25 protein-coding genes are annotated in these 26,314 nt (G+C 47.0%); 18 read left to right on the forward strand and 7 right to left on the reverse strand.

The genetic code is table 11. From position 1 onward, the window contains the following. The first annotated feature begins 101 nt into the window (after nt 1–101). Nucleotides 102–1,085 carry a Gfo/Idh/MocA family protein gene (locus ABID47_RS06480; RefSeq protein WP_354495344.1) on the forward strand — a complete coding sequence of 328 codons (984 nt, stop codon included), beginning with the start codon at nt 102–104 and terminating at the stop codon, nt 1,083–1,085. Nucleotides 1,086–1,104: 19 nt separating this feature from the next. Beyond that, nucleotides 1,105–2,187, forward strand: coding sequence for a Gfo/Idh/MocA family protein (locus ABID47_RS06485; protein WP_354495345.1), 1,083 nt, complete (start codon nt 1,105–1,107; stop codon nt 2,185–2,187). Nucleotides 2,188–2,291: 104 nt separating this feature from the next. Here the strand turns inward: ABID47_RS06485 and ABID47_RS06490 are convergent, their stop codons facing one another. Then, nucleotides 2,292–3,332, reverse strand: a complete 1,041-nt coding sequence (locus tag ABID47_RS06490; protein WP_145163650.1) for an NAD(P)-dependent alcohol dehydrogenase — start codon at nt 3,330–3,332, stop codon at nt 2,292–2,294. Nucleotides 3,333–3,486: 154 nt separating this feature from the next. Between ABID47_RS06490 and ABID47_RS06495 the strand changes: the two genes are divergently transcribed. After that, a complete protein-coding gene (locus tag ABID47_RS06495) occupies nt 3,487–3,909 on the forward strand; it encodes a MerR family transcriptional regulator (protein ID WP_116230215.1) in 423 nt (140 codons plus the stop codon). A gap of 63 nt (nt 3,910–3,972) precedes the next feature. On the opposite strand, the gene ABID47_RS06500 is transcribed toward ABID47_RS06495, so the two are convergent. Beyond that, nucleotides 3,973–4,518 carry a TetR/AcrR family transcriptional regulator gene (locus ABID47_RS06500; protein WP_354495346.1) on the reverse strand — a complete coding sequence of 182 codons (546 nt, stop codon included), beginning with the start codon at nt 4,516–4,518 and terminating at the stop codon, nt 3,973–3,975. A gap of 209 nt (nt 4,519–4,727) precedes the next feature. On the opposite strand from ABID47_RS06500, the gene ABID47_RS06505 reads away from it, so the two are divergent. The 3 genes from ABID47_RS06505 (at nt 4,728) to ABID47_RS06515 (ending at nt 6,405) form a co-directional block, all read left to right on the forward strand. Continuing rightward, nucleotides 4,728–5,108 (forward strand): DUF2255 family protein, encoded by a 381-nt coding sequence (locus ABID47_RS06505; RefSeq protein ID WP_354495347.1) that lies wholly within the window; start codon nt 4,728–4,730, stop codon nt 5,106–5,108. A 43-nt stretch (nt 5,109–5,151) separates the two neighbouring features. Beyond that, the gene (locus ABID47_RS06510) at nt 5,152–5,907 is read left to right on the forward strand and encodes a carboxymuconolactone decarboxylase family protein (protein WP_354495348.1); all 756 of its coding nucleotides are present in this window, start codon (nt 5,152–5,154) and stop codon (nt 5,905–5,907) included. 87 nt (nt 5,908–5,994) lie between these two features. Further along, the gene (locus ABID47_RS06515; protein ID WP_354495349.1) at nt 5,995–6,405 is read left to right on the forward strand and encodes a cupin domain-containing protein; all 411 of its coding nucleotides are present in this window, start codon (nt 5,995–5,997) and stop codon (nt 6,403–6,405) included. A gap of 77 nt (nt 6,406–6,482) precedes the next feature. Here ABID47_RS06515 and ABID47_RS06520 read toward each other — a convergent pair whose 3' ends face one another. Then, nucleotides 6,483–6,971, reverse strand: a complete 489-nt coding sequence (locus tag ABID47_RS06520; protein ID WP_116230220.1) for a DinB family protein — start codon at nt 6,969–6,971, stop codon at nt 6,483–6,485. 458 nt (nt 6,972–7,429) lie between these two features. Here ABID47_RS06520 and ABID47_RS06525 point away from each other — a divergent pair, with 458 nt between their 5' ends. Then, nucleotides 7,430–8,638: a hypothetical protein gene (locus tag ABID47_RS06525; RefSeq protein ID WP_354495350.1), complete on the forward strand. Its 1,209-nt coding sequence runs from the start codon at nt 7,430–7,432 to the stop codon at nt 8,636–8,638. Between the two features lie 54 nt (nt 8,639–8,692). Beyond that, on the forward strand, nt 8,693–9,316 hold the full coding sequence (locus tag ABID47_RS06530) for a hypothetical protein (protein ID WP_354495351.1): 624 nt from the start codon (nt 8,693–8,695) through the stop codon (nt 9,314–9,316). 35 nt (nt 9,317–9,351) lie between these two features. Here the strand turns inward: ABID47_RS06530 and ABID47_RS06535 are convergent, their stop codons facing one another. Then, a complete protein-coding gene (locus ABID47_RS06535) occupies nt 9,352–9,711 on the reverse strand; it encodes a DUF6220 domain-containing protein (protein WP_354495352.1) in 360 nt (119 codons plus the stop codon). A 195-nt stretch (nt 9,712–9,906) separates the two neighbouring features. On the opposite strand from ABID47_RS06535, the gene ABID47_RS06540 reads away from it, so the two are divergent. Next, entirely contained in the window at nt 9,907–10,458 is a 552-nt protein-coding gene (locus ABID47_RS06540; protein WP_354495353.1) for a dihydrofolate reductase family protein, read from the forward strand. Nucleotides 10,459–10,572: 114 nt separating this feature from the next. Beyond that, entirely contained in the window at nt 10,573–11,664 is a 1,092-nt protein-coding gene (locus tag ABID47_RS06545) for a hypothetical protein (RefSeq protein WP_354495354.1), read from the forward strand. A gap of 189 nt (nt 11,665–11,853) precedes the next feature. Here ABID47_RS06545 and ABID47_RS06550 read toward each other — a convergent pair whose 3' ends face one another. After that, nucleotides 11,854–14,139, reverse strand: a complete 2,286-nt coding sequence (locus tag ABID47_RS06550) for a glycoside hydrolase family 127 protein (RefSeq protein ID WP_354495355.1) — start codon at nt 14,137–14,139, stop codon at nt 11,854–11,856. Nucleotides 14,140–14,362: 223 nt separating this feature from the next. On the opposite strand from ABID47_RS06550, the gene ABID47_RS06555 reads away from it, so the two are divergent. Beyond that, complete coding sequence (locus ABID47_RS06555) at nt 14,363–15,214, forward strand: AraC family transcriptional regulator (protein ID WP_354495356.1); 852 nt, start codon at nt 14,363–14,365, stop codon at nt 15,212–15,214. 164 nt (nt 15,215–15,378) lie between these two features. Here ABID47_RS06555 and ABID47_RS06560 read toward each other — a convergent pair whose 3' ends face one another. Continuing rightward, nucleotides 15,379–16,125 (reverse strand): MerR family transcriptional regulator, encoded by a 747-nt coding sequence (locus ABID47_RS06560; RefSeq protein WP_354495357.1) that lies wholly within the window; start codon nt 16,123–16,125, stop codon nt 15,379–15,381. Beyond that, nucleotides 16,100–17,026 carry a DUF2268 domain-containing putative Zn-dependent protease gene (locus ABID47_RS06565; protein WP_354495358.1) on the reverse strand — a complete coding sequence of 309 codons (927 nt, stop codon included), beginning with the start codon at nt 17,024–17,026 and terminating at the stop codon, nt 16,100–16,102. Before ABID47_RS06565 ends, ABID47_RS06560 begins: the two co-directional genes overlap by 26 nt. Nucleotides 17,027–17,219: 193 nt before the next feature. Between ABID47_RS06565 and ABID47_RS06570 the strand changes: the two genes are divergently transcribed. The 7 genes from ABID47_RS06570 to ABID47_RS06600 all read left to right on the forward strand — a co-directional run bounded on the left by ABID47_RS06570 (nt 17,220) and on the right by ABID47_RS06600 (nt 26,304). Further along, nucleotides 17,220–18,254: an aminoglycoside phosphotransferase family protein gene (locus ABID47_RS06570; protein ID WP_354495359.1), complete on the forward strand. Its 1,035-nt coding sequence runs from the start codon at nt 17,220–17,222 to the stop codon at nt 18,252–18,254. A gap of 714 nt (nt 18,255–18,968) precedes the next feature. Then, entirely contained in the window at nt 18,969–19,412 is a 444-nt protein-coding gene (locus ABID47_RS06575) for a MarR family winged helix-turn-helix transcriptional regulator (RefSeq protein ID WP_354495360.1), read from the forward strand. A 3-nt stretch (nt 19,413–19,415) separates the two neighbouring features. Further along, nucleotides 19,416–21,221 (forward strand): DHA2 family efflux MFS transporter permease subunit, encoded by a 1,806-nt coding sequence (locus tag ABID47_RS06580; RefSeq protein WP_354495361.1) that lies wholly within the window; start codon nt 19,416–19,418, stop codon nt 21,219–21,221. A 41-nt stretch (nt 21,222–21,262) separates the two neighbouring features. Next, entirely contained in the window at nt 21,263–21,826 is a 564-nt protein-coding gene (locus ABID47_RS06585) for an NAD(P)H-dependent oxidoreductase (RefSeq protein WP_105442686.1), read from the forward strand. A gap of 236 nt (nt 21,827–22,062) precedes the next feature. Continuing rightward, nucleotides 22,063–22,557, forward strand: coding sequence for an NUDIX hydrolase (locus ABID47_RS06590; protein WP_354495362.1), 495 nt, complete (start codon nt 22,063–22,065; stop codon nt 22,555–22,557). Nucleotides 22,558–22,923: 366 nt separating this feature from the next. Continuing rightward, on the forward strand, nt 22,924–25,233 hold the full coding sequence (locus ABID47_RS06595; RefSeq protein WP_354495363.1) for an AraC family transcriptional regulator: 2,310 nt from the start codon (nt 22,924–22,926) through the stop codon (nt 25,231–25,233). A gap of 156 nt (nt 25,234–25,389) precedes the next feature. Next, nucleotides 25,390–26,304 carry an ABC transporter permease gene (locus ABID47_RS06600; RefSeq protein ID WP_163875335.1) on the forward strand — a complete coding sequence of 305 codons (915 nt, stop codon included), beginning with the start codon at nt 25,390–25,392 and terminating at the stop codon, nt 26,302–26,304. Nucleotides 26,305–26,314 lie beyond the last annotated feature (10 nt).

Here is a 26,314-nt window from a genome sequence, read left to right on the forward strand (position 1 = left end):
CATGAACCATTTTGGGGTGGCGTTACTGCCATCCCAATTCACTTTCTAACGAATGCTCAAACGCATACGACGACCATTAACCGATTACGGAGGGGAAAAGCATGTTGAACGTTGCGATGTTAAGCAAATGGCATGTGCATGCAGCGGATTACGCCAGAAGGCTGCAACATCATGGAAACGTTAAGATCACGGCCGTATGGGACGAACAGCCTGAACGCGGAAGCGAATGGGCTGCCCAATTGGGAGTTGATTTTGAAGCCGATTTGGACACTCTACTGAAACGGGAAGACGTCGATGGTGTCGTCGTGGACGCCCCTACAAGCATGCACGCAGATGTTATGGTAGCAGCCGCTGAGGCCGGCAAACACATTTTTACCGAAAAAGCCATGGCTCTTACCACCCAGGAATGCGATCGGATCTCTGCAGCGGTACGCAAAGCAGGCGTCAAGTTTTGCATTTCATTTCCTGCTCTTACAAGACCACACCAATTGTTCGCGAAGCAGCTGATCGACGACCAAATATTAGGGGACATTACGCTTTTACGCATTCGTAACGGTCACGACGGTGCTTTAAACAATTGGCTGCCGGAATACTGGTATGATGAGAAGCAGACAGGGGGCGGAGCCATGATGGATTTGGGCTGTCATCCGATGTACATCGCAAGTATGCTGCTCGGTAAGCCCAAAAGAATCACCTCCATGTTTCATTACTTCACCCATCGTGCAGTGGAAGATAATGCGCAGTGCTCTATTGAGTTCGTAAACAATGCGGTTGCACTTGTCGAAACAAGCCTTGTTACGTACAAAACTCCTTCTGCCCTTGAGATTTACGGCACAGAGGGCACCTTGATGGCCTCAGATGATACCGTTAGAGTCATCTCGAAGAAGCTCGATTTGCCTTTCTCCGGATGGATTTCACCGAACCAACTCCCTAAAGAGCAGCCGCTTCCGATCATCCAATGGGCAGATGCATTGCTATATGACAAGCCGATGCCCTTCGGACTGGAAGAGGGGACAAAATTGACGGAGCTATTGGAGGCGGCATACACCGCTCATAAGGAAAACCGGACGGTAGAGTTCAAATAGCGTGGGGGAGGGAATTCAGATGAGAACTGTAAAAGTAGGAATCATCGGCTGCGGCATGATCGCGGGCGGGAAGCATATGCCGTGTTTGTCCAAGTTAGATCATGTACAAATGGTGGCCTTCTGCGACTTGAAGCCGGAAAGGGCCGAGGAAGCGGCGCAAAAATACGGCACGCCAGATGCAAAGGTGTTTACAAATTACAAAGATCTGCTTGCGATCGAGGATATTGAGGTCGTACATGTATTGACACCGAACAGCTCTCACGCGTCCATATCTATTGATGCTCTCGAATGCGGCAAACATGTCATGTGCGAAAAACCGATGGCAGTCACAGGCGCGGAGGCCAAAGCGATGTACGAAGCCCACTTGCGAACAGGCAAGAAGCTAACCGTCGGGTACCAGAATCGCTCTAACGCCAGAAGCCAGCTGTTAAAAAAGATGATCACCAATGGGGAACTTGGTGATATCTATTTTGCCAAAGCGGTTGCGACCCGGAGGAGAGGCGTACCTACATGGGGCGTGTTCCTGGATAAAGAGAAGCAGGGAGGTGGTCCTATGATTGATATTGGAACCCATTCCCTTGATCTGATCCTGTGGTTGATGGATAACTATGAACCGGTCAGTGTCGTCGGCAGCGTCTTCCATAAACTGAAGTATACCGAAAATGCCGCAAACGAATGGGGATCCTGGGATCCAAACGAATTTGAGGTAGAAGATTCGGCGTTCGGGTATGTGAAATTTAAAAATGGAGCTACGGTCATCATTGAAACCAGCTGGGCCCTGAACATTGCGGAAGATGGCGGCAACCTGCTGTGCGGAACGAAGGGAGGAGCGGATTTTGCTAAAAATGAGCTGCGGATCAATGGCGAGAGGGACGGGAGCCTGTTCCTGAATAAAATCGATGTGAATCCGAATGCAAGAGAACGATTCAGCGGAGAAGCAATGACCGATTTCGAGTATGAAGCGAAGCAATGGATTGACAGTATCGTGAACGATACCGAACCTTTGGTTAAACCGAGGGAAGCTATGGTCGTATCGCAAATATTAGAGGCGGTGTATATATCCGCGGAAACGGGAAAAACCGTTTATTTTGATGAGGAATAAGGACGTAGAATGAAGAGCATAGAATAAAACGAAGGTGCCCAAAAGCTTGCTTTTGAGGCACCTTCAGCATGTAATCACTTATGGAACAAATGTTGGTACGCAGCTTACATCGTGCTAATATCGATGACGAATCTGTATTTCACATCCGAGGCTAATACACGTTTGTAGGCTTCGTCAATCTGGTCGGCCGAGATCACTTCGATCTTAGGAACGATGCTGTGCTGTGCGCAGAAGTCCAGCATTTCCTGTGTCTCGCGGATGCCTCCAATCATGGAGCCCGCAAATGAACGCCGATGTCCGATGAGGGACATGACATTCAGCGACAACGGCTCCCCAGGGGCGCCGACGTTAACCAAAGTTCCGTCAAGCGTTAGTAGTGAGAAATAAGCATCCATATTGATGCTGGCACTCACCGTGTTAATAATCAGATCAAAGCGGCCGGCGAGTTTTTCAAAGGTTTCCGGATCGCTAGTGGCGTAGTAGTTGTCTGCACCCAATTGCAAGCCATCTTCTTTTTTACTTAAGGTTTGGGACAAAACTGTGACCTCGGCACCCATCGCATGCGCAATTTGAACAGCCATATGCCCGAGGCCGCCCATACCGACTACAGCTACTTTTTTGCCTGGGCCGGCCTTCCAGTGATTAAGCGGGGAATAGGTTGTAATACCCGCGCAAAGCAACGGCGCTGCGGCATCAAGCTCGATGTTGTCGGGGATTCTAACTACGAAATCCTCAGTGACGACAATGTGGGTGGAATAACCACCTTGAGTTGGCTCGCCGTACTTGTCAACACCAGCGTAGGTCGGGACATTTCCTTTGAGGCAGTATTGTTCTTCCCCTTTACGGCAGTTCTCGCATTCGCCACAGGAATCAACCATACAGCCAACCCCTACACGGTCTCCGACCTTGTATTTTGTGACATTAGGGCCAACAGCCGTAACAATTCCCGCAATCTCATGTCCAGGCACAAGCGGATAGTTAACAGGTCCCCATTCGCCGTGAGCCGTATGGATGTCGGAATGGCATATTCCCGCAAATTTGATTTCAATTAAAATATCCTGCGAATCCAGATCGCGCCGTTTAATTTCAGCTGCTCGAAACGGTTTGTCCGGACCGTCGACAGCTCTTGCTTTAGCAGTAATCATTTCGAAATCCTCCTATCCATGGTTGTTCAAATGTTGCAAAATCAATTTTATTCCCTAGAGTTAACTCTAGGTCAAGCCCTGATTTTATGTTAATATGTTCTCGTAGCTTTAGGATTAGCTCGAGGTCTATATCGCAAAGAAAGGAAGATCCCTGTTGAAGACATTTTCAATCAGCGAAGCTGCCAAGCAATTGAACCTTACTATATATACCTTGCGTTACTACGACAAAGAGGGACTTTTGCCCTTTGTAGAACGGACAGCCAGCGGAACACGTTTGTTTAAAGAATCCGATATCGAGGCTTTAAAAGTAATCGAATGTTTGAAAACCACGGGGATGCCGATTAAGGAAATTAAAAATTTTATTAGTTGGTGTTCAGAAGGGGATACGACTCTGAAACAAAGATATGATATGTTCCTGGAACGGAAAGCTGCTGTAGAGGCGCAGATGGAAGAACTTAAAAAAACGATGGAAGTCATCGAACATAAATGCTTCTATTACAAGACCGCGCTGGATGCCGGAACGGAAGATGTTCATAAGAACAACAAAATTGGCAGTAACTTCGCCTCGACTTATTAATAGAAAACCACCTGTAATCCATATATTTCTATATGAGCTACAGGTGGTTTTGTTATTCAGAGGTTAAAAATTTCGATCCAGCAAGATCCCTGTCTGTTCTGCCATGACACGAGGTGGAACAGGCATTCCATTCCTGAACCACCATTCCACGGCCCCCACGACGGCTGCCCCGAAAAATTGCAGGATAACTTCTTGATTTAAGCCTTGATTTTTCCCTTCGGTTACATCGACTTCAACTTTATACTCTTGAACGACTAAATCAAGGAAACGGCTGCGGAAATGAGCCGCGCTTTTGGTGTTCAGCATGATTGAAAAAAACAAATGATGCTCTGCAAAATATTCGAACCAGACATAATTTCCTTCTTGAAAGCTCATTTCAGATGCAGATCGGCAAAGTTCGCTGAGATTACTGATGTGTTCTTCGATAATTTTATCCAGCAGGTCGTATTTATCTAAATAGTGCAGATATACCGTGCCTCGATTCACATTGGCCCTGTCGGAAATATCACGGATGGTAATGTCATCAAATTTTTTTTCTGCCATCAGTTCAAGAATGGCCTTCTTGATAGCTTCTTGGGATTTGACGACCCTTCGATCCACTTTAGTCATTTTTATAACGTCCTCCATCTTAAGATAATCGGCAATTTTGGATCATTTGTTGAGTAACGCACACATTGTGAGGAAATGACCATTGTAAGCATGGGGTTTCTGTATAAAATTATAAACACGAGTTGATTAAACAATCAATGTTCATTTTAAGCTGCTGCAGTTCATTTTATGTGCATGCTTAATATCAAGTTTAAAGGAGGATCCCATTCATGAGTACGTGGTCGAATGAAGAATTGAGCAGGATCGCTGAGTCCGATGATCTTCACATCTCACCTTTCCGGGAAGACGGCGTTACCTATGGTACCCCGACCTGGATTTGGTCTGTTGTGGTTGGCGACTCACTCTATGTACGCGCCTATTACGGGCAGAACTCCCGTTGGTACCAGGCAGCAGTACAGCAGAAGGCGGGCCGCATCACGGTTGCTGGCATGACGAAGGAGGTTGCGTTTGAACCGGTTGAAGGGGAGATCGGCGACCTCATCGACAATGCATATCGTGCGAAATACAAGGGAAGTCCTTATCTGAACTCGATGATCAGTACGCGAGCCCGTTCAGCCACAGTGAAGGTTGTACCGCTTACCGTACATTAATCATAATGGCTTGTTTGAATTTGTCCCATGGATAGGAGGTTGCATGATGAATCGAATGGAGAAGAGCCAGGAAACGTACAAGCAGCTATTCGGCGATGGAGTGCCTGCAGCATATGCCACGGATCCCGATTTTCAGGATATTTTGAGCCGGTTTATTTTCGGGGAGGTCTTTCATCAAGGCAGCCTGGATGACAAAATGAGGGAGCTCATCACCTTGGTGGTGCTAACCACAAACCAAACCTTACCTCAGCTCAAGGCGCATGTCCATGCCGCCCTGAACGTCGGACTTACGCCGATCGAAATTAAGGAAGCCGTGTACCAATGCGCGCCTTACGTCGGTTTTCCCAAAACGCTGAATGCCGTGACGGAGGTCAACGACGTTTTCAAAGCAAGAAACATCGCATTGCCGCTGGAGAGTCAACAACAGGTTGAAGAAGAGACTCGGTTGGACAAGGGACTTGCCGTGCAGGTGGACATTTTCGGTGACATCATTACCAAAAACCGGGAGAATTCCCCGATCAATCAAAAGCATATTCAGGATTACCTTTCCGCCTTTTGCTTTGGCGACTTCTATACCCGTGGAGGCCTGGATTTGAAAACACGGGAGCTGCTGACGCTCAGCATCATCAGCGCACTCGGGGGTGCGGATCATCAGGTCAAGGCACATGTACAAGGGAATCTAAATGTCGGCAATGACAAAGAAACGATGATTACCGCCATCACGCATTGTCTTCCTTATATGGGATTCCCTAGAACGTTAAATGCTTTGAGCTGCATCAATGATATCATTCCGGAATAGTAAAGGAGACAAATCCAATGTTTAACGAAACATTCAAATTATCGAACGAGGATACGAATCCGAATAATGTTCAATGGAGGAACCCAAATGGCCAAACATGAAGAAGTAAAAAACGGCGTGATTTTCCCTGTGGGAGAGAAGAACGAAGGATTTGCCAAATATTTTGTCGGACAAAGTTACCTGCAGACGTTGGTTACCGATCCCGGCGTTCCTGTTGGCGTTGGCAACGTAACCTTTGAACCGGGATGCCGGAATAACTGGCATATCCATCGTGATGGGTATCAGATTCTATTGGTAACCGGAGGCGAAGGCTGGTACCAGGAAGAAGGAAAGGCCGCCCAGTTCCTGAAAGCCGGTGATGTTGTTGTTACCCACGATGGTGTAAAACACTGGCATGGTGCGGCAAAAGACAGCTGGTTTGAACATATTGCCATCACTGCAGGTAAGCCGGAATGGTTGGAACCCGTTACGGATGAGCATTACGACAAATTGCAGTAATGGTAAGACTGACTAGGGACACTTGTTCAGCTAATAAAAACGGGAACGTCCGATTTGGACGCTCCCGTTTTTATTCATTAAAAGCTGCGTTTACCTGCCAAAGCTCCCTGCATTTTACTTAAGAATACAATTTGCCCAATATGATAAGCGTCGTGCATTGCTAAACTCTTTAATTCGAGCACCAATGATCTTTCTCCGGGGATCGGTCTATACAAATCTTCTTCTTCTGATTTTGCTAGTATTTTTTCAAGTTCGCGATGAACGTAAACATATTCTTGTTTTGTTTCCTTCCAATTTTGAAGCGTTTCAGCTGGTAATCGAAATGTAGATTTATTATCTTCGGCCTGTGGTTCATTGTCTGTTTCACCAAGAAATCGCATCAGAAGTCTCTTTTCATAGAAAAGTAAATGACAAACTAATTCCCAAATGGAATTCATTGAATCAACGGGCTTCCAAATTGCCTGTTCAAACGTAACATCCTCTAGCACTTTTTCAAGTGGTGGAAACCAGTCTTCTTGATCTAAGCAGCTTGCCCATTGTTGTAACAAAAGTGTCCTTACATCCATTCTCTATTCCCTCCATTAAATCCTTTGGTCAAAATTCATATGCGGCGTGTTGCAGGTAGTTACGAGATGAGCCTTTTTTACGGAACAATGAACGACACATTATTTTGGAAAACTCTGTTACCAATAGATTATCATAAGTTGTGTTTACCAAGAAATAACAACTATCTGGAGTCATTTTGGTTATCCTAAAATAGGGATGGCACAAAACGCCACGTTGGCCTATCGGCTATATGTACAATTTAGTATAATGTGGATGATTGGCAAAGTATGCTGCTTTCCGATTAAAGTCGAAAAAACAAGCGGCGGCTTTTTGCCTGCCGGTCGGCATTACTGATCCTTCGAGCTGAACCGTACCATAAATAATGGTTGGGGGAATTTGGATCGAAGTGATACAATTTGGAGAGCTAACCCCAAACCGTTTATGCAAGTACTAGGGTTTATGAGAAAGGATGATAGAGATGCCGAATGATAACCAAGCTCGTCTTCCCGTTGGTTCAATTAGAGAAGATGGCCGCTATCCCATCGACCTGACAGGTCTTCGCAGCCACACGCTTGTGATTCGACCCGGGGTGGGGAGCCTCTCCATTGGCCCGTCGTACTTGGGGAAGAAGGCAGATCTTTACGTCGAGCCTGACGCGCATATCGATTGGACCGTATTCGATGCTTTTGCTACGCCAGCCGGCTCACCTTGGCCGCGTTATCTGCACTATACAGGCAGTGACGCGGGCTTCTTGGATTGGGCACAGAAGCGTCCCATTGAAGAAATGACGTGGGCCCCAATCCTGCCGGCAGACACGGTGGCGGATGCCAGCCAGTCCATTTTGCATGGCTTGCACATTGAGTTGGGTCCGTCCGGAGGGTGCCTGAACCTAAAACTTCCGATAACGCCTTGCCGCTTGAATGTGTCCGGCGATCTATCACGTCTCTCGGCCACTGGAAACATCCCGTCTTCTCTGACACTAGCGCCGCACACAAGTAGACGCAAGAATGATACTTCCTTCTTGATGCCTGACCTAGGTGAGCTGCATCAGGTGACGAGCCTGGCGTTACAGAATACGCCGATGGGACAGCCGGTCTCGCTGGAGTGTCTGAACCGCTTTCCGAACCTACATTCACTGAGTTTGTGGGGGAACTTCTGCGATATGGACGTATTGGCCCGTCAGGCCCGGTTAACGAATCTGGAGCTGCGTTTCATGCCGGATCTGGGAGACTTGCCGCCGTTAGACACGTGGCCGCTGCTTGATAGATTTATCGCATACAACGTGGAAGAGATTACGGGTAAACGTCTGAAGCAGCAAATGAAAGCCCGCGCGAAAATCCGGCCGTGGAGCGGCCATGCTTCAGTAAGCCAACTGCGAAAGCCCGAGTGGTGGTCGACCGAGTTCGGGCGCCCGTTCTCGTCCTGGCCTAAACGACTGGCCAAAGTGGCTAACGAAGCTTACAACGTTGCACAGGCAAGCTTATCGCAGGCCCGCAGCTTCGCCGATGCCGAGGCAGTCATTACAGCCTTCACCGTGCGCTTCAATACCCTTAAAGGCATAGAAACGACTGAGAGAGAGGACCTTGGCGAAGCAGTATGGCAGCTCAGCCAGGCCGATCACCAGATTGGCCAGCCTATCACGGAAGAAATGGCTCAACGCTGGTTCGATGCAGCGCGCAATTACTGAAGCATCAACTCAGGGATTTTGCTGTGTAAAGTTAATAAAAGGAGTGATGGCGCCATGTCTTTAAATCAACAGCATCATCAGGAATCGATTAGGTACTTAACGACTGCCCCCTTTCGTGAAAATGATCCGAAATTTATCGTCGCAATAAGTGAAGTAGACTACGAGTTGTTAACAGCAAATGAAGCAGATTTCATAGAGCTGCTGTATTTTAAACTGAAAAATATCGCTCTGCGCAATAAAATTTTGTATGGTTTAATCCGGTGCAAGGAATTGAAGCTGAAGGATTTTTTTCAGAAAGCCTATAAGAAGGAACGATATTTGGACATGAGACTGCTCGCCATCCATGGATTAGCGCATTATGCCACAGAAGAAGAGATCGACACGGTCATCGATCATTTCCTTAAGATTTTGATGAAGAGGCAGGAGACTACACCCTATAACTACCAGGAATATGAGTTTTTAAGATCTGCCTTCGGGCTGCCTCTCCTCATTAAAAAATACGGGTATCCCTGTTTTGAAAAAGCACTTCAACAAGTCGAGAAACAATATGATGCTATGCCGGAAGCATTTAAGGGGCATTTTACTTTTGATGAAAATGGAAATTCAATTCAGTTGAGAAGTCCCCGCGAAACGAAACTAATGATTGAACGTTTTTTTGCGGCACAGAACGGTCGCTAATCAGCTTATCCGCAGTGTTGTAAAGTGGCTTCAATTTATTTTCGCTTCATTAGAAATGGATAAGAACTTCGAACCAAGGCAAGAGACCCCCAAAACAAGGCGAGCGCCAGAACGGGATGCAGCGCGCCTGCAATATGGAGAGCCGTAATATATTGAAGACTGATCAGGACGAACAGACCAAGACTCCCCCAGATCATTGTCCGGTTGAGGTTCCCGACGATGCCGAGGATGAACAGGATGAGCGAGATCGATCCAAACATGGGAACGAACGACCGATGATATTTCCAAAGTTCCGAATCCCCGAACAAAGCCATTCCGGCCAGATATACTTGCACAATGATACAGATCAAAAATACGAACGCAAGGATGGAATACGCCAATCGGCAATATCTCACTCGGGGAGACTCCTTTTTAATCGCTTCAACGTTCAATGTTCAAGCTCCTTTCATCAAATGTAATGGTCATACGTCAATATTTGAACTACACATAAGACGCTGAAGGGCTCTGGATTGTGACAGCGGAAACGAACAAGGAAATGAAACCGGCAAGTAGAATAAATAAGGAACATATTTTTTGGGAGGGATGACTGAATGGCTGAACTGATTTATCATGTTGCAGTTTCATTAGATAACTTTATTGCGGATCAAGGTATGATGGATGGAGATATTCATGAGTCAAGCTTTTTATTTGATGGGGATCATGTTCCAGACTTTTTAACAGATATTCAACAATACGATGCCGTATTGATGGGTGGAAAAACCTATGAGTTTGGATTTCAATTCGGTGCTAAACCAGGTGAACCGGGTTATAAGGGCATTAAACATTACATATTTTCAAAATCCATGCAATTTGAGTCAAACGAAGAGGTCGAACTTATTCAAGGTGATGCAATAGAATTTATTAAGAATCTCAAACAACAAGGGAACGGTAAGATTTGGCTATGTGGAGGCGGGGAATTAGCGGGGTCGTTGATTAAACATAAACTCATTGATCAATTAGTACTGAAGGTTAATCCAATTATTGTAGGTGAAGGTGTTCCTCTCTTCGGAAGCGTAAAGCCACGTCTTAACTTGAAGTTAGTGGACATGAAACAGTACTCAAATGGAGTTACCAAACCGACGTACAACATTATTTATACATAGGATGATTCTCTTTAAAAATGGCTGCAACCTATTTGAACCCACTTCCGTCTGATGGATTGATAGCAGGATTGACCAATTGACGTCATCCATCTCAGGATCGGAAGGAGCTTTTTTATGAACAAGAAACGAACTAAATTAACGGTATTATTCACTTTGGCAGGGATACTTGGCACAACGGCCGCAGTCGAAGCTGACGCTTTAGTTGAAAAGGTTACAGGCTACCTTCAAAAAGATACAAAGGTTCTTATTAATGGACAAGACAGCATGCTTACGCCTGTATCTATTGATGGTAAACTGTATATCCCGGTCCGTGATGCTGCGGCCAAGCTTGGATATACATTAAATTACGATGAAGCGAGCAAAGAAATTGAGCTCGGCGAAGCGGTTGACCTGATGCGTGCTTCCGGTGTAATCGTAAACGTACAGGCCAATGAAGACGGGAAGTACCGGATCGAGCTGCTCGGCAGCACATGGGTCATATTAACTGTGGACAAATCGACGGTTATTAAAAGCCTGGACGGCAAAATGCTAACCCCAGCCGATTTGAAAGCCGGCACACAAATCGATACAGAATTCGGACCAGCTATGGCGACGAGCTTCCCGGGCCAAGCGCAGGCCGTGAGTGTTAATGTTCACGCAGAGCGCGTCGTCAAAGAAGATACTATCAAAGCCGTGAAACACACGGAAGACGGCTGGCAGGTTCAATTAGGTGACAATTTGGTATTGAACGCAGGTAAGGAAACGCGTGTCATGACATCTCAAGGGGAGTCCTTGAATTGGGAGGACCTGAAAGCCGGAACGAAAGTAACAGCGTACTACGGTCCACTCATGATGCAAAGCCTTCCTCCACAAAGCCCACTTTTCCTCCTAGTTGTTCAGGCTCAAGCACCTGTTACTGGCGAACTGAAAATGTCTCCAGAAACAGCGCAGGAATACCGCAACTTGGCATGGGCGCAGGTGAGTGCGCAAGTTTCCCATATTACGACAAAGCAAGACGAGGCACCTGTTCAAATTGTCTCCTCTAAAGAAGTTGGCGTATTAGCTACTACGGCCGAGCAGAAAAAATTGCTTGAAAACGTCCAAGCTGCGAATGGAAGCGTTGTGACGGTGACTTACAACACGGACCAAGACGAACTGCTTGGGCCGTTGACCGCCGTGTTCGACTTCAACACAAAAGCTTTTATCGGATTCAATGCTAGAAGATAAAATGATAAGCTGCCATGAAATTCAAGCGACTTGAATTTCATGGCTTTTTTATTCGCCGGAGGAAGTTGTTAAATGAGATTATCAACTTCATTATGCTGCTGATATGTTACGAATATGTATGAAAAGCCTCCCGACAGGAAGGCTTTTCAGGTCATTCGATGTTAGGCATTAGCAGGTATACTTAGCATGTCACAGCTTCACAGACCGTAACATGCCATAGATGCCATTTAAATTCTGGTTTGGGGAGAACTTTACCTCAACCGCTGCTTTGCCTGCGGTCATTTCGGCAGGGATTTCAAACATTTTGTCATAAAAAGCCCGTTTTCTTTCCAACGGAAACGATTCGGTAGCAAGCATTTTTCCGTCCACCCAAATCTCGATGCTCCCGGGTCTGGACCCATAGCTGAAAGTAACAGAAAGACCGTTCTTTACTTCCGGGTCTACCTTTAATTCATAGCTGAACCAACCGCCTGGTTCCGCTCTTCTCCCATTCAGGCCTTCCCAAGTTCCGGCATGGGTTTGTTCACCCATGACTTGATGCTGCAGCTCGTATTGGTCGTTTCCAATCTGGATACCGTCGATCGTGGCTTCCCTGATCAGCTGTTCCTGCTGAGATTTCTCCAAGTGTTCGTGCAGGCTGTTCGAATCGGCTTCAACGAACCTCCAATAGATGCCGTATCTCTCGTTATGCTGCTTGAAGTGTGGGGTAAAGACCAATCGATTGTCTTCATCCGTATTTCGGAGCACAAAGGAAAGCTCGCCGTCTTTTTGGATGAAATGCCGGTCGAAGCCTGCAAACCATTCCTGAACGCTCATGCCTTGCGGGATGACGAAATCTTTTATGAGCATTCGCCGGGTAGGGATACTGACGTTAACCCCTGTTTTCGATTCAACCCAATCTTCTTTGCCCAATCCGGCACTGAGAACGACCGGACCATAACGAAATCCCACCACATTGGGTGCATCAGGCAAACTGGAGTAATCGGCTTTCATCGGGATGCGGATATGTAACGAATCGCCATCTTTCCATAACCGATCTATGATTGCATAACCACCTCTGACTTCCGGTTGAATGTTCGCTCCGTTCAGGGATATGGTTGGTTCGCCTGCGGTCCAATAAGGAATGCGGATACGAACGGACACGCGCCGTTCCTTCTTGCTGGTATCGGTCAGCTCAAAAGTCAGTTGAACCGTATCGCTAAATGGAAGGTTAGAGTTTTGCGTGATCTTCACCTGCTGCTCCGCCCAATCCAGTGTACTGCTTATAAATTGATTGACATACAACCGCTCACCCGAGTGAAAATAAAGGCTGTCGTTCAATTTGGTGAAGCTCTCCATGCCGGTGCCGGTACAGCACCAGAAATGCTCGAACGGGGAGCTGTATACCTTGAAATAACCAGTCGCCATCGGCTGAAAATACATCGTCATACCTGTGTCCGGGTTTTGGGAGGAAAGGATAGCGTTGATATATGTTGTCTCGTAAAAATCAGCGTATTTCACATCCTGGGTGAGTTTGAATAATTCCCGTGTCAGCTTCAACATATTGTAGCTATTGCAGGTTTCGCAAGTGATATCGGACCGTCTAGCATCGAGCAGATCAGGCTCTCCGAAATGCTCGGATTCGCTGTTGCCTCCTGTTATGTAGCTGTGGTGGTATACGACCATGTCCCAGAATCTCTCGGCAGCCTCTCGATAAAAAACTTCGCTTTCTCCCAGTGTTAAATATCGGTTCAGGGCTCCTATAAATTTGGGTATCATCGTATTGGCGTGCTTGCCCTTCAATATATCTTTGCCTTCCCAAATGGCCTCGAACAGGCTGATTTCATCAAATTGATGGGCGGCTTCCGCATGGCGGGGATTTCCGGTCAATTGATACAAGGTGTACAGGCAATCGTTCATCCCACCGTATTCCACAGCCAGCACGGTTGATTGCAATTCTTTGGACCACCGGGAAGTCCGATCCGCTGCCCAATCGCCCAGTTTATTGACGAGGTCATAAGCGGCTTGTATTCGGGTCGATTGATAAACGTCGATGAGTCCGGCGATGATCTTGTGCATGGTGTACCATGGCACCCAAGCCGGTATCCGATTTTCCACGTTATCGAACAGCGTTTCGGGAAATGCCGACAAATACCCGTTATGCAACTGGCAATCGGCTAATTCGGATACAAGATACTCTAAATTAGCGAGGATCCTGTCGTTCCGGCTCTGGGCATAGGCTTGCGCGCATGCTGACAGATAGTGGCCCATGGTATGGCCGCGAATCTCTGTTTTTTCCCAGCCAGGGTAAGTCTCAGCTGTGGACGGCAGTCCCGCAACTTCCCGGAATCCGGCCAGCAGGCGATTTGGATCGTAGCTTAATAAATAAGCGACCTCTTTTGTAAAGGCATTCACAAGATAATCTCCAGTCAGCACGACCTGATTCAAACCAAAATCGTGTAATCTCATTTCCCCGATCGGTCCTTTCTGTACCAAGTTTCTCCTTCAGTGGAGAGTACATCAAGTGTACCTTTTCCTTACTTTTCGTTAAATAATAGAAGGTCGGTTTTTGTGTCAAAATGTCAGTAGTTTAAGCTTACATCTGCTTCAGCGTGATTTTTAGATTTACTTGAAAATATCATGGATAAACCTCACCAAGTTTGGTATCTTATTCATACGTTTAGTGTATAAAGGTTTGATCACAAGGGAGAGACCGACGATGAATTATTTTCGCTTCCGGGTGGATGGCCCGGTGAAGATGGTGATGACCGGGAAATTTATGTCTCCGTCTCCGGAGTGGCAGCATATGAACCGGATCTTAATGGAGTATGAGTTGTTTATCCAGACTCGCGGAACGTTGTACATTTCATGCAATGCGAAGAAATTTGCCTTGAGAGAAGGGGAATTCCTGCTGATGCCGCCTCGCTCGCATCAATACGGCTATCAGGCGTCGGACTGCAGTTTTTACTGGCTGCATTTCTCGGCGCGCGGGGAAACGGAAAGCATCACTGCCGATGAACTTAAGCAAGCCTTAGATCCTGAGGTCATCGCGATTCCTGAGTACGGCACCTTGCGCAGCCCCAACAAACTGACCGTCATGCTCAAGCAATTGCAGGATTCCGTCAGGAGCTACCGAGAACCAAACTTGAACAATTACTTAACAACAGGTGTCTTGTGTGAGATTTACAATCAGATGTTTTTCGTTCAGAATCAACCCGCCAAACCGGAGAAGCAGCAGCTGTACAATGACATTGTGGATTATATCAAGTGGTACAAGGAAGAAAATTTGAAGGTTGAACATCTCGCCAAACATTTCGGGTATAACGCCAAATACTTGACGGGGTTGTTTTCTTCCATAGCAGGGATTTCCTTGAAGCAGTACATCATGCAGGAAAAGATGGAGGCGGCCAAGTTTTTGCTAACGGATACGAATCGGAAGATTACCGAAATCGCCAACCAATTGGGATTTTCAAACAGTCATTCGTTCATGAAAGCATTCAAGAAAAAAACAGGTCTGACCCCATCGGAATACCGTAATGCTTACGCTACCCGCTTGCTTTATTATAAGTAGAAAAATCCGCTCCAGAGCCCTGATGGCTTACTCTATATCAGTAACAGAGGCGAATTTTAAAAATGAAACCGCAAGATATGACATTGATGTCATGCATCCTGCGGTTTTCGTAGTGGACTTATTTAGTTGTCTGTTTCAGCATCCTCTGCGTCAAGGTACCGTCTTTACCGATTGATATGGTACATGATTGCACGGTAAAGAAAATCTGCTAAATCCTCAGTACTATATTGATTAAAGTAGCTTGTGAATCGTGTATCGAATTTATAAGTATTGGCAATGCAAGCCAGTAACTCTGCATCACAAGGCATGAATTGCATTAAAATTTTTTTCCACTCTTCGATTAATCGCTGCACTTCTTCGGAGGAAGGATCCTGATGGATACAAGACGCCATTTGTTTGAATATTTCCTCCATGGCTGAAAAACGTTCCTCTTTTTCTGCGGGTGAACATGCTTCCAACGTTTCATTATACGCTTGATACGCCTCTGTCTCACCATACATGAATCTAGCCTCATTTGCATATTGCTCTCTCAATGGCAGAGCGGAAGTGCTGTTGAAGATTTCCAGATGGCTAATATCATTTCCCGACACATATTCTTCGAGAGCCGCCATTATCGTTTCCAGTCTTTGCTTTTTCGATAATAAAGTTTGTCCTTGCTTCTTTAATATTTGTTTCTGTTCTTGCTTAGTCAACTTTAAAATGTCGGCAATTTCTTTCAAGGAAAAATCCAATTCCTTTAAGAACAAAATCGTTTGTAGTTTTTCCAAACTGCTTCGATCGTATAGTCGGTACCCTTTTTCCGTAAGATGTGTCGGTTTAAATAAATGAATTCTATCGTAATAATGCAGGGTCCGAGCAGTAATGCCTGTAATCTGAACAATATCATTAACGGTTAATAATGGTTTCTTCATCCCAAAATCCTTCGACTTCATCTAGTATTTGCGCGGCGGGCGTTATGGTTGCCTCAAAGATCGTTTTTCCTGTTTTTCTTAAATAATACTGGATTAAATAATATCCGCAAGCGTAACCAGCGCTATAAGGCATATTGACCGGTTTAAAGTTTTGAAGTTCGGCGATCTCGTCGCCGTAAAGATACGGGGCGATTTGATCAAACCCTGTTACGTGCAATTTCTCACTAAGCACAGGCTTAATGTGCCTGTTAAGGGTGTCTGCGTTTGTTTTCGTTACCCAAGGGCCGAGCCATTCTTCGCCAAACATGAACGCAGCATAGTTTTCAGCTAATCCTTCGCTGACAATGAGCTCGCCTAAATGAACGGTGTGATCCCACTGAATAAATTGATATCGCACATTATGGTTGCATTCGTGCGCCAGCGCAACCTTCATGCGAGGAATGGTGTAATCATTTGGCAAGAGCGTACCCCAGATAAACCCCGGAATGCCCCCAAAGCCGCTATATCCTTCGTTAATGGTTAGAGCACGGCTTTCCGGATTCCCTAGCTGCAGGGTAAACAAATATTCGGATACGGGGAGGTGAATTCCATGCTCTGCAAATAGACCCAGGCTTTTCTGTACAGCATGCTCACACTCTAACCAAAAGGAATCAGACGAAATCTGCTCGATCTCTGCCGATATCTGAGGGGTAATCTGATCAGGGGATCGATGCATCATGCTATTAAACGTAATCACGTCAAACCCATTCGCTTCTTCAGCTCTAAAAGGGATTTGTTGAATTTCCCATTGTTTCATAAAGGGAGCCATCATTTCGTTTCTGAATAATTCGAGTTTGTCCTCGGGCAAAGCCTGGGCAACTTTTTGATAAATGCGATCTGAGCGCAGTGTTTTTATATTCATTTCTCTCACCTCAGGTAATTGATAGTGAGAATTATGCACTATGACCTCACGTCATAGTCAAGTACATCGGATCAAAAATAACCATTCAGGGGAAATTTTTTTAAAATTACTTTTTCCCTTCATTTGTACAGGATGACAACCTAAACTTGAAGTACGACAAAGGGTTACCTTGTTAAAACGATTGGAGGACTTCATGATGAGCGAGATCAAAGCCGAAACGCTGACACAGGTTTTAAACCAAATGCTCGGTACTGAAACTATTTGCGCCGATATCCAGACCAAACCTTTACATGGCGGTACAGTAGGTAATGTACAGCTTGTAACGGGCCTTGCCCAAACCATAGATGGCAGGGAAATCACCTATAACATCGTTGTAAAAACGCAGAAGAAATGGGAACGTTACAAGGATCCCGATTCATGGCGCAGAGAGTATGATTTTTATAAGTCCAATTTTGGCGCCTTGTTTTCTGAGTCATTCCGTTGGCCAGAATGTTATCACGTCGAAATGAACGGAGAAGAGAACGAAACACAGATGTGGATGGAATATATCGACGGCATATCGGGTCTGGACTTGACCGGCGATATGTATGAGCGTGCAGCCGAGGAATTAGGACGGTTCCAGGGCAAGTTATATGCCGAACAGCCAGCTTTTTTACAAAATATGACCAATCTGAGCAGAGCGGAGTATATGAAGGATATCTATGTTCATTACCGGTCATGGAATCGAGTGTATGATTATATCCGTTCCGACGATTGCGGTATCCCGAAACATCTATGTAAAATGCTCATCGACATAGATGAAAGCGCGGACGAAATATTCAGCCGTATTGAAAAGCTGCCCATCGTGCTGTGCCATAGGGACTTTTGGGTGACAAACATCATTGATTCAGACGGTAACATTATACTCATCGACTGGGATACCACGGGTTGGGGCTATTTAGGTGAAGATATGGCAAGCCTTATCGCGGATGAAGCCGATATTGAACACATGGTTGAATACTACCATAGATGTATCCCGGCGTATTACAAGGGCTTTTCGGAACAAGCAGATATTTCGCACATAACGGATAACTGCGTTTATGAGATGATTCTCCTAAAGTTCGGGTACAGGCTTGTAGAAGGGTATATGGATGCAGGAGCGGGAGACAAACACCAGGAAACGGATAATGAAAGAACGCTCTACATCCGTACCCTGCAAAAAATCTTTGAGATCAAAAATGAACAATAGTTTCGCAACAAAGCGGGAGAATGACCGTCTATATGATACATAAAGGGGACAGCGGCGGTTCGGCGCAACCGGCGTAAGGTTCGAATGAATGTGTTTGGAGGCGGGGATATCACAGCAACAAATCGAAAGATCCTCTGTTCTATAATCGAGATGAAGTGGAGAATAATAGACCATACAGCGCAACAGCAGCCGGCAAATCTTAGGCTGCTTTTTTTGCTGGTATAAAAGGGCAATGGTTATGATTGCTGATGAATGGGAATTGACATGCTGAGTGAACAGCAGTCAATCTAACGGCTGTTTTGGTGCTGCCCAAGAATGCTGATGTAGTCCTTTTTATCCATGGCGATGGAGCGATACCCAGGCACATGACAGTGTCAGGTTACATGGGATCATTTTGAAATTTCTCAAGAGTCCGCAGTAACCTTTTTGCATGGATTTTCCTGCTTAAAATGCTCACATAATATTGATCATTGGTATTTTATTTTTTGGCAGATTAGAGATATTAATTCCGTTAAGGGAAATATTAGGATGAATGGAGAGGTGGAGGTGCCTGTATAATAATGTTAGACGACAAGAACATACACGCTGGGTAGCCGCGTAGCTGCGGTTTTTTTTATAACCATAAAACCATTTACTACTATGAACTTATTGACATATCGATTGAATGGTTAGATAATAGTTCGCATGCGAAATATTTGCGAAGGGAGCTTTACGTTGCAAGAACAACGGATCCTGGAAATATTCCAAAGCTACCGCGAGGTCCATCAGGCGTTCTTCCAGCTGATGACCAAAGCGGCGAGCAAGCATAAACTCACTGCGCTGCAGCTGATCGTGCTGAGGGTGCTGCAGGAGCACCCCGAGATCCGCCTTTCGGACCTTGCCGAAAAGGTGAAACTCGGCAACAGCACGACCAGCGGCATCGTCGATCGGATGGTCAAGGCCGGTCTCGTAGACCGGGAGAGGACTGAAACCGACAGGCGAGCGATGACGCTGACCCTTTCCGAGAAAGGGATGGCGCTCTGGCGCGATACGGAAGCCACCCGCTTGCACATGATGCGGTCCCTGCTTGAGCTGCCTGAGGAAGACCAGCGGGAGCTTGACCGCATCCAGCAAAAAGTACTGCAGCTTTTAAGAAATTATAGAGAGGAAGAAGCTTAAGCCATGACCACTATGGTATCCAATCACTTGCGCAAGGGGCCGATCATGGCCTCCTTGCTCATCGCCGCGTTTGTGGCGCTGTTAAGCCAAACGGTGCTTAACGTCGCGCTACCGAAAATGATGGCGGATCTCAATGTAACGGAAAGCACGATCCAGTGGCTGTCTAACGGTTATATGCTGGTGAACGGCGTACTCGTGCCCGTCAGTGCCTTCCTGATTAACCGGTTTACAACCCGGAAATTGTTTTTGGTGGCCTCATCCATGTTTGCACTGGGCACGGTCATCTGTGCGTTATCCGGTGATTTCAGCTGGCTGCTGGCCGGCCGTCTCGTGCAGGCTTGCGGTGCCGGCATTCTAATGCCGCTTATGACGGTCGTTACGCTGACCATCTTCCCGGTCGAAGAACGCGGTAAAGCAATGGGTCTGATGGGGGTCGCAATGATTTTCGCGCCGGCCATCGGACCAACGCTCTCCGGCTGGATCGTCGAGAATTATGACTGGCACGTGCTGTTCTACATCGTACTGCCGCTTGCGATCATCGCCGTAATTTTCGGCGCCTTCTCGATGAAGGACGTCATCAAGACGTCCCGTCCGAAGCTCGACGTCCTGAGTGTGATCCTGTCGACACTCGGCTTTGGCGGACTGCTGTACGGCTTCAGTGAAGCCGGTACGAAAGGCTGGGACTCGGAGGAAGTCATCATCTGCCTGGCCGTCGGCGCGGTCGCGCTCATCCTGTTCATTGTGCGCTCGATCATGGTGAAGAATCCGCTGCTCGAAATGCGCGTGTTCAAATATTCCATGTTCTCGCTCACGTCCCTGATTAACGCCATCATTACCATGGCGATGTTTTCCGGCATGATCCTCCTGCCAATCTTCTTACAGAACATCCGCCACTTTTCGCCGCTTGATTCCGGTCTCCTGCTGCTGCCGGGGGCCATTCTGATGGGTATTATGTCCCCGATCACGGGCATGGTGTTCGACAAAATCGGCGCGCGCTGGCTGGCCGTCGCCGGTCTTATCATCACAACCATCACGACGTACGAGTTCAGCCATCTGGAAGCCGATTCATCATACAACCATATGATGCTCATTTATACGGCGCGGATGTTCGGGATGTCCATGCTGATGATGCCGATCCAGACAGCTGGCCTCAACCAGCTGCCGCGCCGCCTGAACGCGCACGGCTCGGCGATGTCTCAGACGCTCCGGAACGTATCAGGCGCGCTCGGAACCGCCTTGCTCGTCACGGTCATGACGAACAGAGCGGCCTCGCACGGGAAAGACCTCGTCATCGCAGGCCATATCAACCCGAAAGACGCGGCCAAGATGGCCGAGGTTACGCAGCAGGCGACCATTTACGGCATCAACCAGTCCTTCGTCGTGGCCACCTGGCTGACTGTCGCTGCGCTTGTCCTGGCGTTCTTCATCCGCAAGGTGAAGCCGCAAGAGGATACGTTGCAGGTACCGGTTAAAGCGCCCGAGGCGAGTGAGTCGGCGGCCCAACCGGCGCCAGCTGCAGCTGTAGCCCAACCGGTAGACCAACCGGCACTCGCGGAGGTAGCGGCTCACGCGGACATGCAAAACAAGGATAGCGAATTCCGAAATGCCATTCGAGGGTTTTTAACCCCGTCTCAGCCTGAGAAAGACGAAGGGCAATTCACCGATAAAGAATACCGGAAGGCGCTACTGAAACTGAAGGATGCCACTAACCAGGAGGAAGCGGAACCGGATGAAAAAGAAATGTCCCCCGACCAAGCTTACCGGGAAACGCTCAAGAAATTGAACGGGCTCCTAAAGGAAAACAAATAAAGAAGCGCGTTTGAACAGCGATCAAGAGAGGAGATCAATCGATGAAAATCTATATTGTGTATGATAGCGAAGCGGGGCATACCGAACAGCTGGCCCGCTCCATTGCCAAAGGCGCCCAAAGCGTGGAAGGCACGGAGGTGTTCATCAATCACGTGAGTAAGGCAAACGTCAAAGATCTTGCCGATATGGATGCGATTATTTGGGGATGCCCCGGACACTTCGGCACGATTAGCTCCGGCTTAAAGGAGTGGATCGATAAGCTCGGGTATTTGTGGGCAAACGGGACGTTGGTTGATAAAATCGGCGCAGTATTTTGTACTACGGCAACCATTCATGGCGGGATCGAGGCGACCTTGCTAAACCTGGTTACACCGATGCTGCATCAAGGCATGATGGTTGTCGGCTTGCCGGCTAATATTCCGGAGAATGCACTGTACGGCAGTTATTATGGGGTCGGAGTGACATCCCCTGTCGAAGATACCCGCGATGACCTGATCCAATCGTTATTTACGAAAGGTCTCGGGCTGGGAGAAGCCCTAGGCAAACGTGTGGCCAATACAGCAAATACCATTGCGGCAGGCAAGAAATTGCTGAGCAACCCTTAAGTGACCTAATGAAAGTACCCGCTGAGGACATCCTCAGCGGGCTTATATCAACGAGAGCGCAGTCCCATTGTTATGGACCGCGCTCTTCTTTTTGATTGAACAGGATCGTACCGTTCGGATAAATCAATCCTTACCTATATTTCTTGGGGTCAGACAAACATTAATCCTCGACAATGAGCTTTATTAGGCCGAATATAAAATGGTAAGCATAAATACAGTTAGCTTGGGGGAATGGCATGGTGGCTGATATCAATGACAATTTTCATCGGCATATGGGGGTCTATGGAATTTGTACAACTGATAACTGTATATTAGTTATTCGAAAAGTTCTAGGTCCTTACACAGGGAAATATGATTTACCTGGTGGTCGATTAGAGAAGATGGAGTCTTTAGAGCAAGGGATCATAAGAGAACTCCGAGAAGAAACGGGATACACAGTTCGAAAGCTCAAAAATATTGGGGTTTGTGATTTTTCTGTCATGTGGACCTTACAAGATCATACAATAGAAAATTTACATCATATTGCCATTCTATATGATGTTGATGTTGATTCAGAAGAGATCACTAATGCCATTGAATCGTTTGAAGGACAAGATTCAGAAGGGGCTATTTGGCTGGACTTTGATGAAGTCAATGGTAACAATTCATCGCCTTTGGTATTGCAGGCAATGAAATGGGTGCGTACTGGGACCATTGCAGTTGCGGGTGGTTCATTTGATTATAGAATCTAAGTTTAACATGAAGTACATATTTACCGAAATTTCCATTCCTAAGGAACTAGAAAAACCAGCAGCAGCCACGGGCAAATATTATCGTCCGCAGCTGTTACGAATTGGGGTTCTCAAGTTCCTTCCAAATAGCCTCAAAAACCGGATTTAGAACCGTTTCGGCCCAATGGCGGAAGCTGGTGGGCGAGGTGTTTTCCGGCGTACGCTGAAGCGCGTTGAAGATCCCGCCCGCTCCAGCTATGTCCATGTGCAGTGATCACTAATTGACCGATATGGTTAGACATTTTTATAGTTTTCATTATTAATGACGGCTTACCAGGTTCTTGCTATATTGGATTTACCGATAACTCTAGAAAGGATGGAACCCATTTGAAAGAAGCATCAGGTAGCCACGCAGTGCTGTTATTCCGTTTATTTGTGCCGTACGCCGTCATTTTATTGGCCTCGCTACTGGTTGGTTGGTTTGCTTATCACAAAACATCCGAGCTGGTTGAGAGTGAATCGCGGGAAAGAAATTCAGCGGTACTGGGCCAGGTCAGGGAATCGCTTGATCGACGGTTTGCCGAAATTGAGACGATCGCTCGGCAAATGTCCAGCGAGTCCAAAGTGCTCTCGTTTCAGTTTGTCAAAACACCGTTTTCCGATACGCATCCCTACAGGCTCTGGGAACTCGAAAAAAGCCTGTTCGATTACCAGGTCTTTAATCATTTTATCGTTGACTATTATATCGCTTACAAAAACAGCGGTATGGTCGTTTCGCCGGGAAAGGTATACACGAGCAGGCAGCTTTATGATCTGCAGCTTCATTATGAAGGCTTATCTTATGAGGAATGGTATAAGCAATTGTTCAATGAATTTCATTATAAGACCTACATGCCTGGAACTGAGGTGAAGTATGAAGGCAAATCCTATTCGGTTGTGAGTTACATGCAGTCTTTCGGGAGCAGGGACAGCCAGGGAATGATTACAGTGTTAATCGATAATAAGCAGATTCAGGAGATGCTGAGTCACATCAATATAGAGCAAGGGGGCTTTGCTTACATTGCGGATCAGAACGGGAGGGTGATCAGTCAAATTGGAGATGTGCATCCGGACTCAAAATTGAAAGCGCTTCCAGTCAGAGAAGGGTTTTCCAGAGGCCAGTGGAAGGGCGAAGATATGCTGATCACTCAAACAACCTCCGGATATAATGGATGGACCTATGTGGCGGCACAGCCGGAGGCAGTCGTACTCAGGAAGGCACATTACATCAAAGAGCTGACGCTAAGTGTGTTCACGGCAGCGCTGGCTTTGGGGCTTGTCGCAGCCTTTGTTCTGGCTTACCGCAGCAGCACACCCGTCATCAAGCTCCAGCGAATGCTTCCTTCGGCCGCCAGAAGGGGGACTAATCGGAACCGCCTGCTTCGGCTAAATGCGATGGAGGATATCCACGATTCGGTATCCGAGCTGATTGACAGCCGTGAAGAGTTAAGACGCAGGCTGGATGAGCAGCTCCCGCTCATGCAAAACGTGTTTTTTGACAGGCTTCTAAAGGGCGGCTTTACCTCTATGGAGGACGTGGAGAATGCTATGGATCATGCCAAGATTTACATAAGCGGCAGCCGCCATACGCTGGCGGTCATCCGACTGGGGGGATATCAGACGCCGTATAATGAGGCGATGCTCACTGAGCTCGATATTGTAAAGCTCGCCGTCTCTGACCGGATTTCAGGGATGGAACCCGACTCGTTGAAAATTCATGATCTTGGGGAAAACCAGCTTGCCTTGTTGCTAAGCAGCCATGCAGACACGGAAGAGCGGTGCCGCGAAGAAGTCAAACACCGGGTGACCCGTATTTTTGATCAAATCCTTAGTCTGCACCAAGCCGGAATCACCATTGCGGTCGGCGGACAGCAGAGCCGGTTGACGGAAATTTACCGTTCTTTTGGGGAGGCCATTTTCGTCCAGAATCATGCCTATTGGGGCGGAAGAGAACAGATTATATTTCATGATGACATGGAATTGACGGTTCCTGCATACTTTTTCCCTTCCGACGTGGAGCAGAGACTGATTCAGATGGTGAAATCCGGGAATTACGAGGAAACTCAACAGCTGATCCAGATGATTCGGGATAAAAACAATGTAGAGTTGCAGCCATCCCTTGCCGTAGAACGCATTCTGTCACAGGAACTCTGTGGAACGCTTTTGAAATGCCGCGAACGGGGGCAGCAGGGACCGGACGATATGATGCCGGAGATGGATACCATTCTGAAGGCAGCCGACCCCCGCATAGAACCGGCTTCTTTGATAGACATGGTTCAACGGGCACTGCTTGAGCTGTGCAGACAGAACGAGCGGCGTAAAAAAAGCCATAACGATAAGCTTGCCGCCCAACTCGCATCCTTTATCCACGAACATTTTCATGATCCGGACCTTAGTCTGGCTATGCTGGCGAGGGAGGCACGTACTTCCGAGGCATACGTATCCTACTTTTTTAAAGAGCACATAGGACTTAACTTTTCCGATTACTTGGAAGATATCCGTATGAACAAGGCCAAAGCCTTACTCGCCGGAGAAAACATGCCTATTAGCGAAATCGCCCTCTCAGTGGGCTACCTATCCCTTAATTCTTTCAGCCGTGCGTTTAAACGGGCCAATGGAGTAAGCGCGACCGAATACAGGCGTTTAAATCAAGCCTAATCCTTTCATCACTTGAGATTTGTATAGTCCATGAATCGGGAATAATGCCTTTTCTAAAATTTCGCATAGTGCAAAAAACGTGCAGATTTACCCGGAATTCCTCCCCGTTCTATACTTCGATCACCGGCCGGTACCACATGGCAAAGTAAGGGGGGGATGAAGCTGAAGACGTTGAAGGAGTTGAGGAAAGGCTGGCAGTTGTACGCACTTTTTTTGCTGCCGCTGCTGTATATCATCATTTTTAAATACGTGCCGATGTATGGGGCCCAAATCGCATTCAAGGAATTTAATGTGACCAAAGGGATTACGGGGAGCCCCTGGGTCGGGTTTGGGCAGTTTGAGCGATTTTTCCGGTCCCATGAGTTCTGGAGGCTGCTGAAAAATACGCTTTCCATCAGTTTCTACACATTACTGGCGAGCTTCCCGTTTCCGATTGCGCTAGCACTCGGTCTGAATTACGTCAGGAACCGCCGTTTCAAAAATACGGTTCAGATGGTGACCTATGCTCCTTATTTCATTTCTTTGGTTGTATTGGTAGGACTGCTGCTGCAGTTTCTCGATCCTCGGACAGGAATGATTAACACGGTGCTTGGATGGGCAGGGCTTGGACCCTACCATTTTATGGCCAAGGCTTCCTGGTTTCAATCGATCTACGTATGGTCTAACGTATGGCAAAATACGGGTTTTTCCTGCATTATTTACCTGGCTGCGCTATCGGGGATTGATCCCGCGCTGCATGAAGCAGCCGTGATGGACGGGGCTACCAAGGTGCAGCGCATGCGGCATATCGATCTCCCGGGGATTATGCCCATTGCGGTCATCCTGTTGATTCTGAATACAGGTCAGATGATGGAGACAGGCTTTGAGAAAATTTTGCTTATGCAAAACTCACTGAACCTCCGTTCCTCGGAAGTCATTGACACTTATGTGTATAAAGTCGGCCTGGTTTCCCAGGCTATGAACTTCTCCTATGCAACGGCGATCGGACTTTTCAAGTCTGTCATCGGCTTTATTCTGCTGTTAGTCGTGAATCAGACCGCGAAGAAACTGAAGCAAGAAAGCTTATGGTAGAAGGGGATGC

The sequence above is a fragment of the Paenibacillus favisporus genome (genome assembly GCF_040545415.1).
Lineage (GTDB): Bacteria > Bacillota > Bacilli > Paenibacillales > Paenibacillaceae > Paenibacillus_AQ > Paenibacillus_AQ favisporus.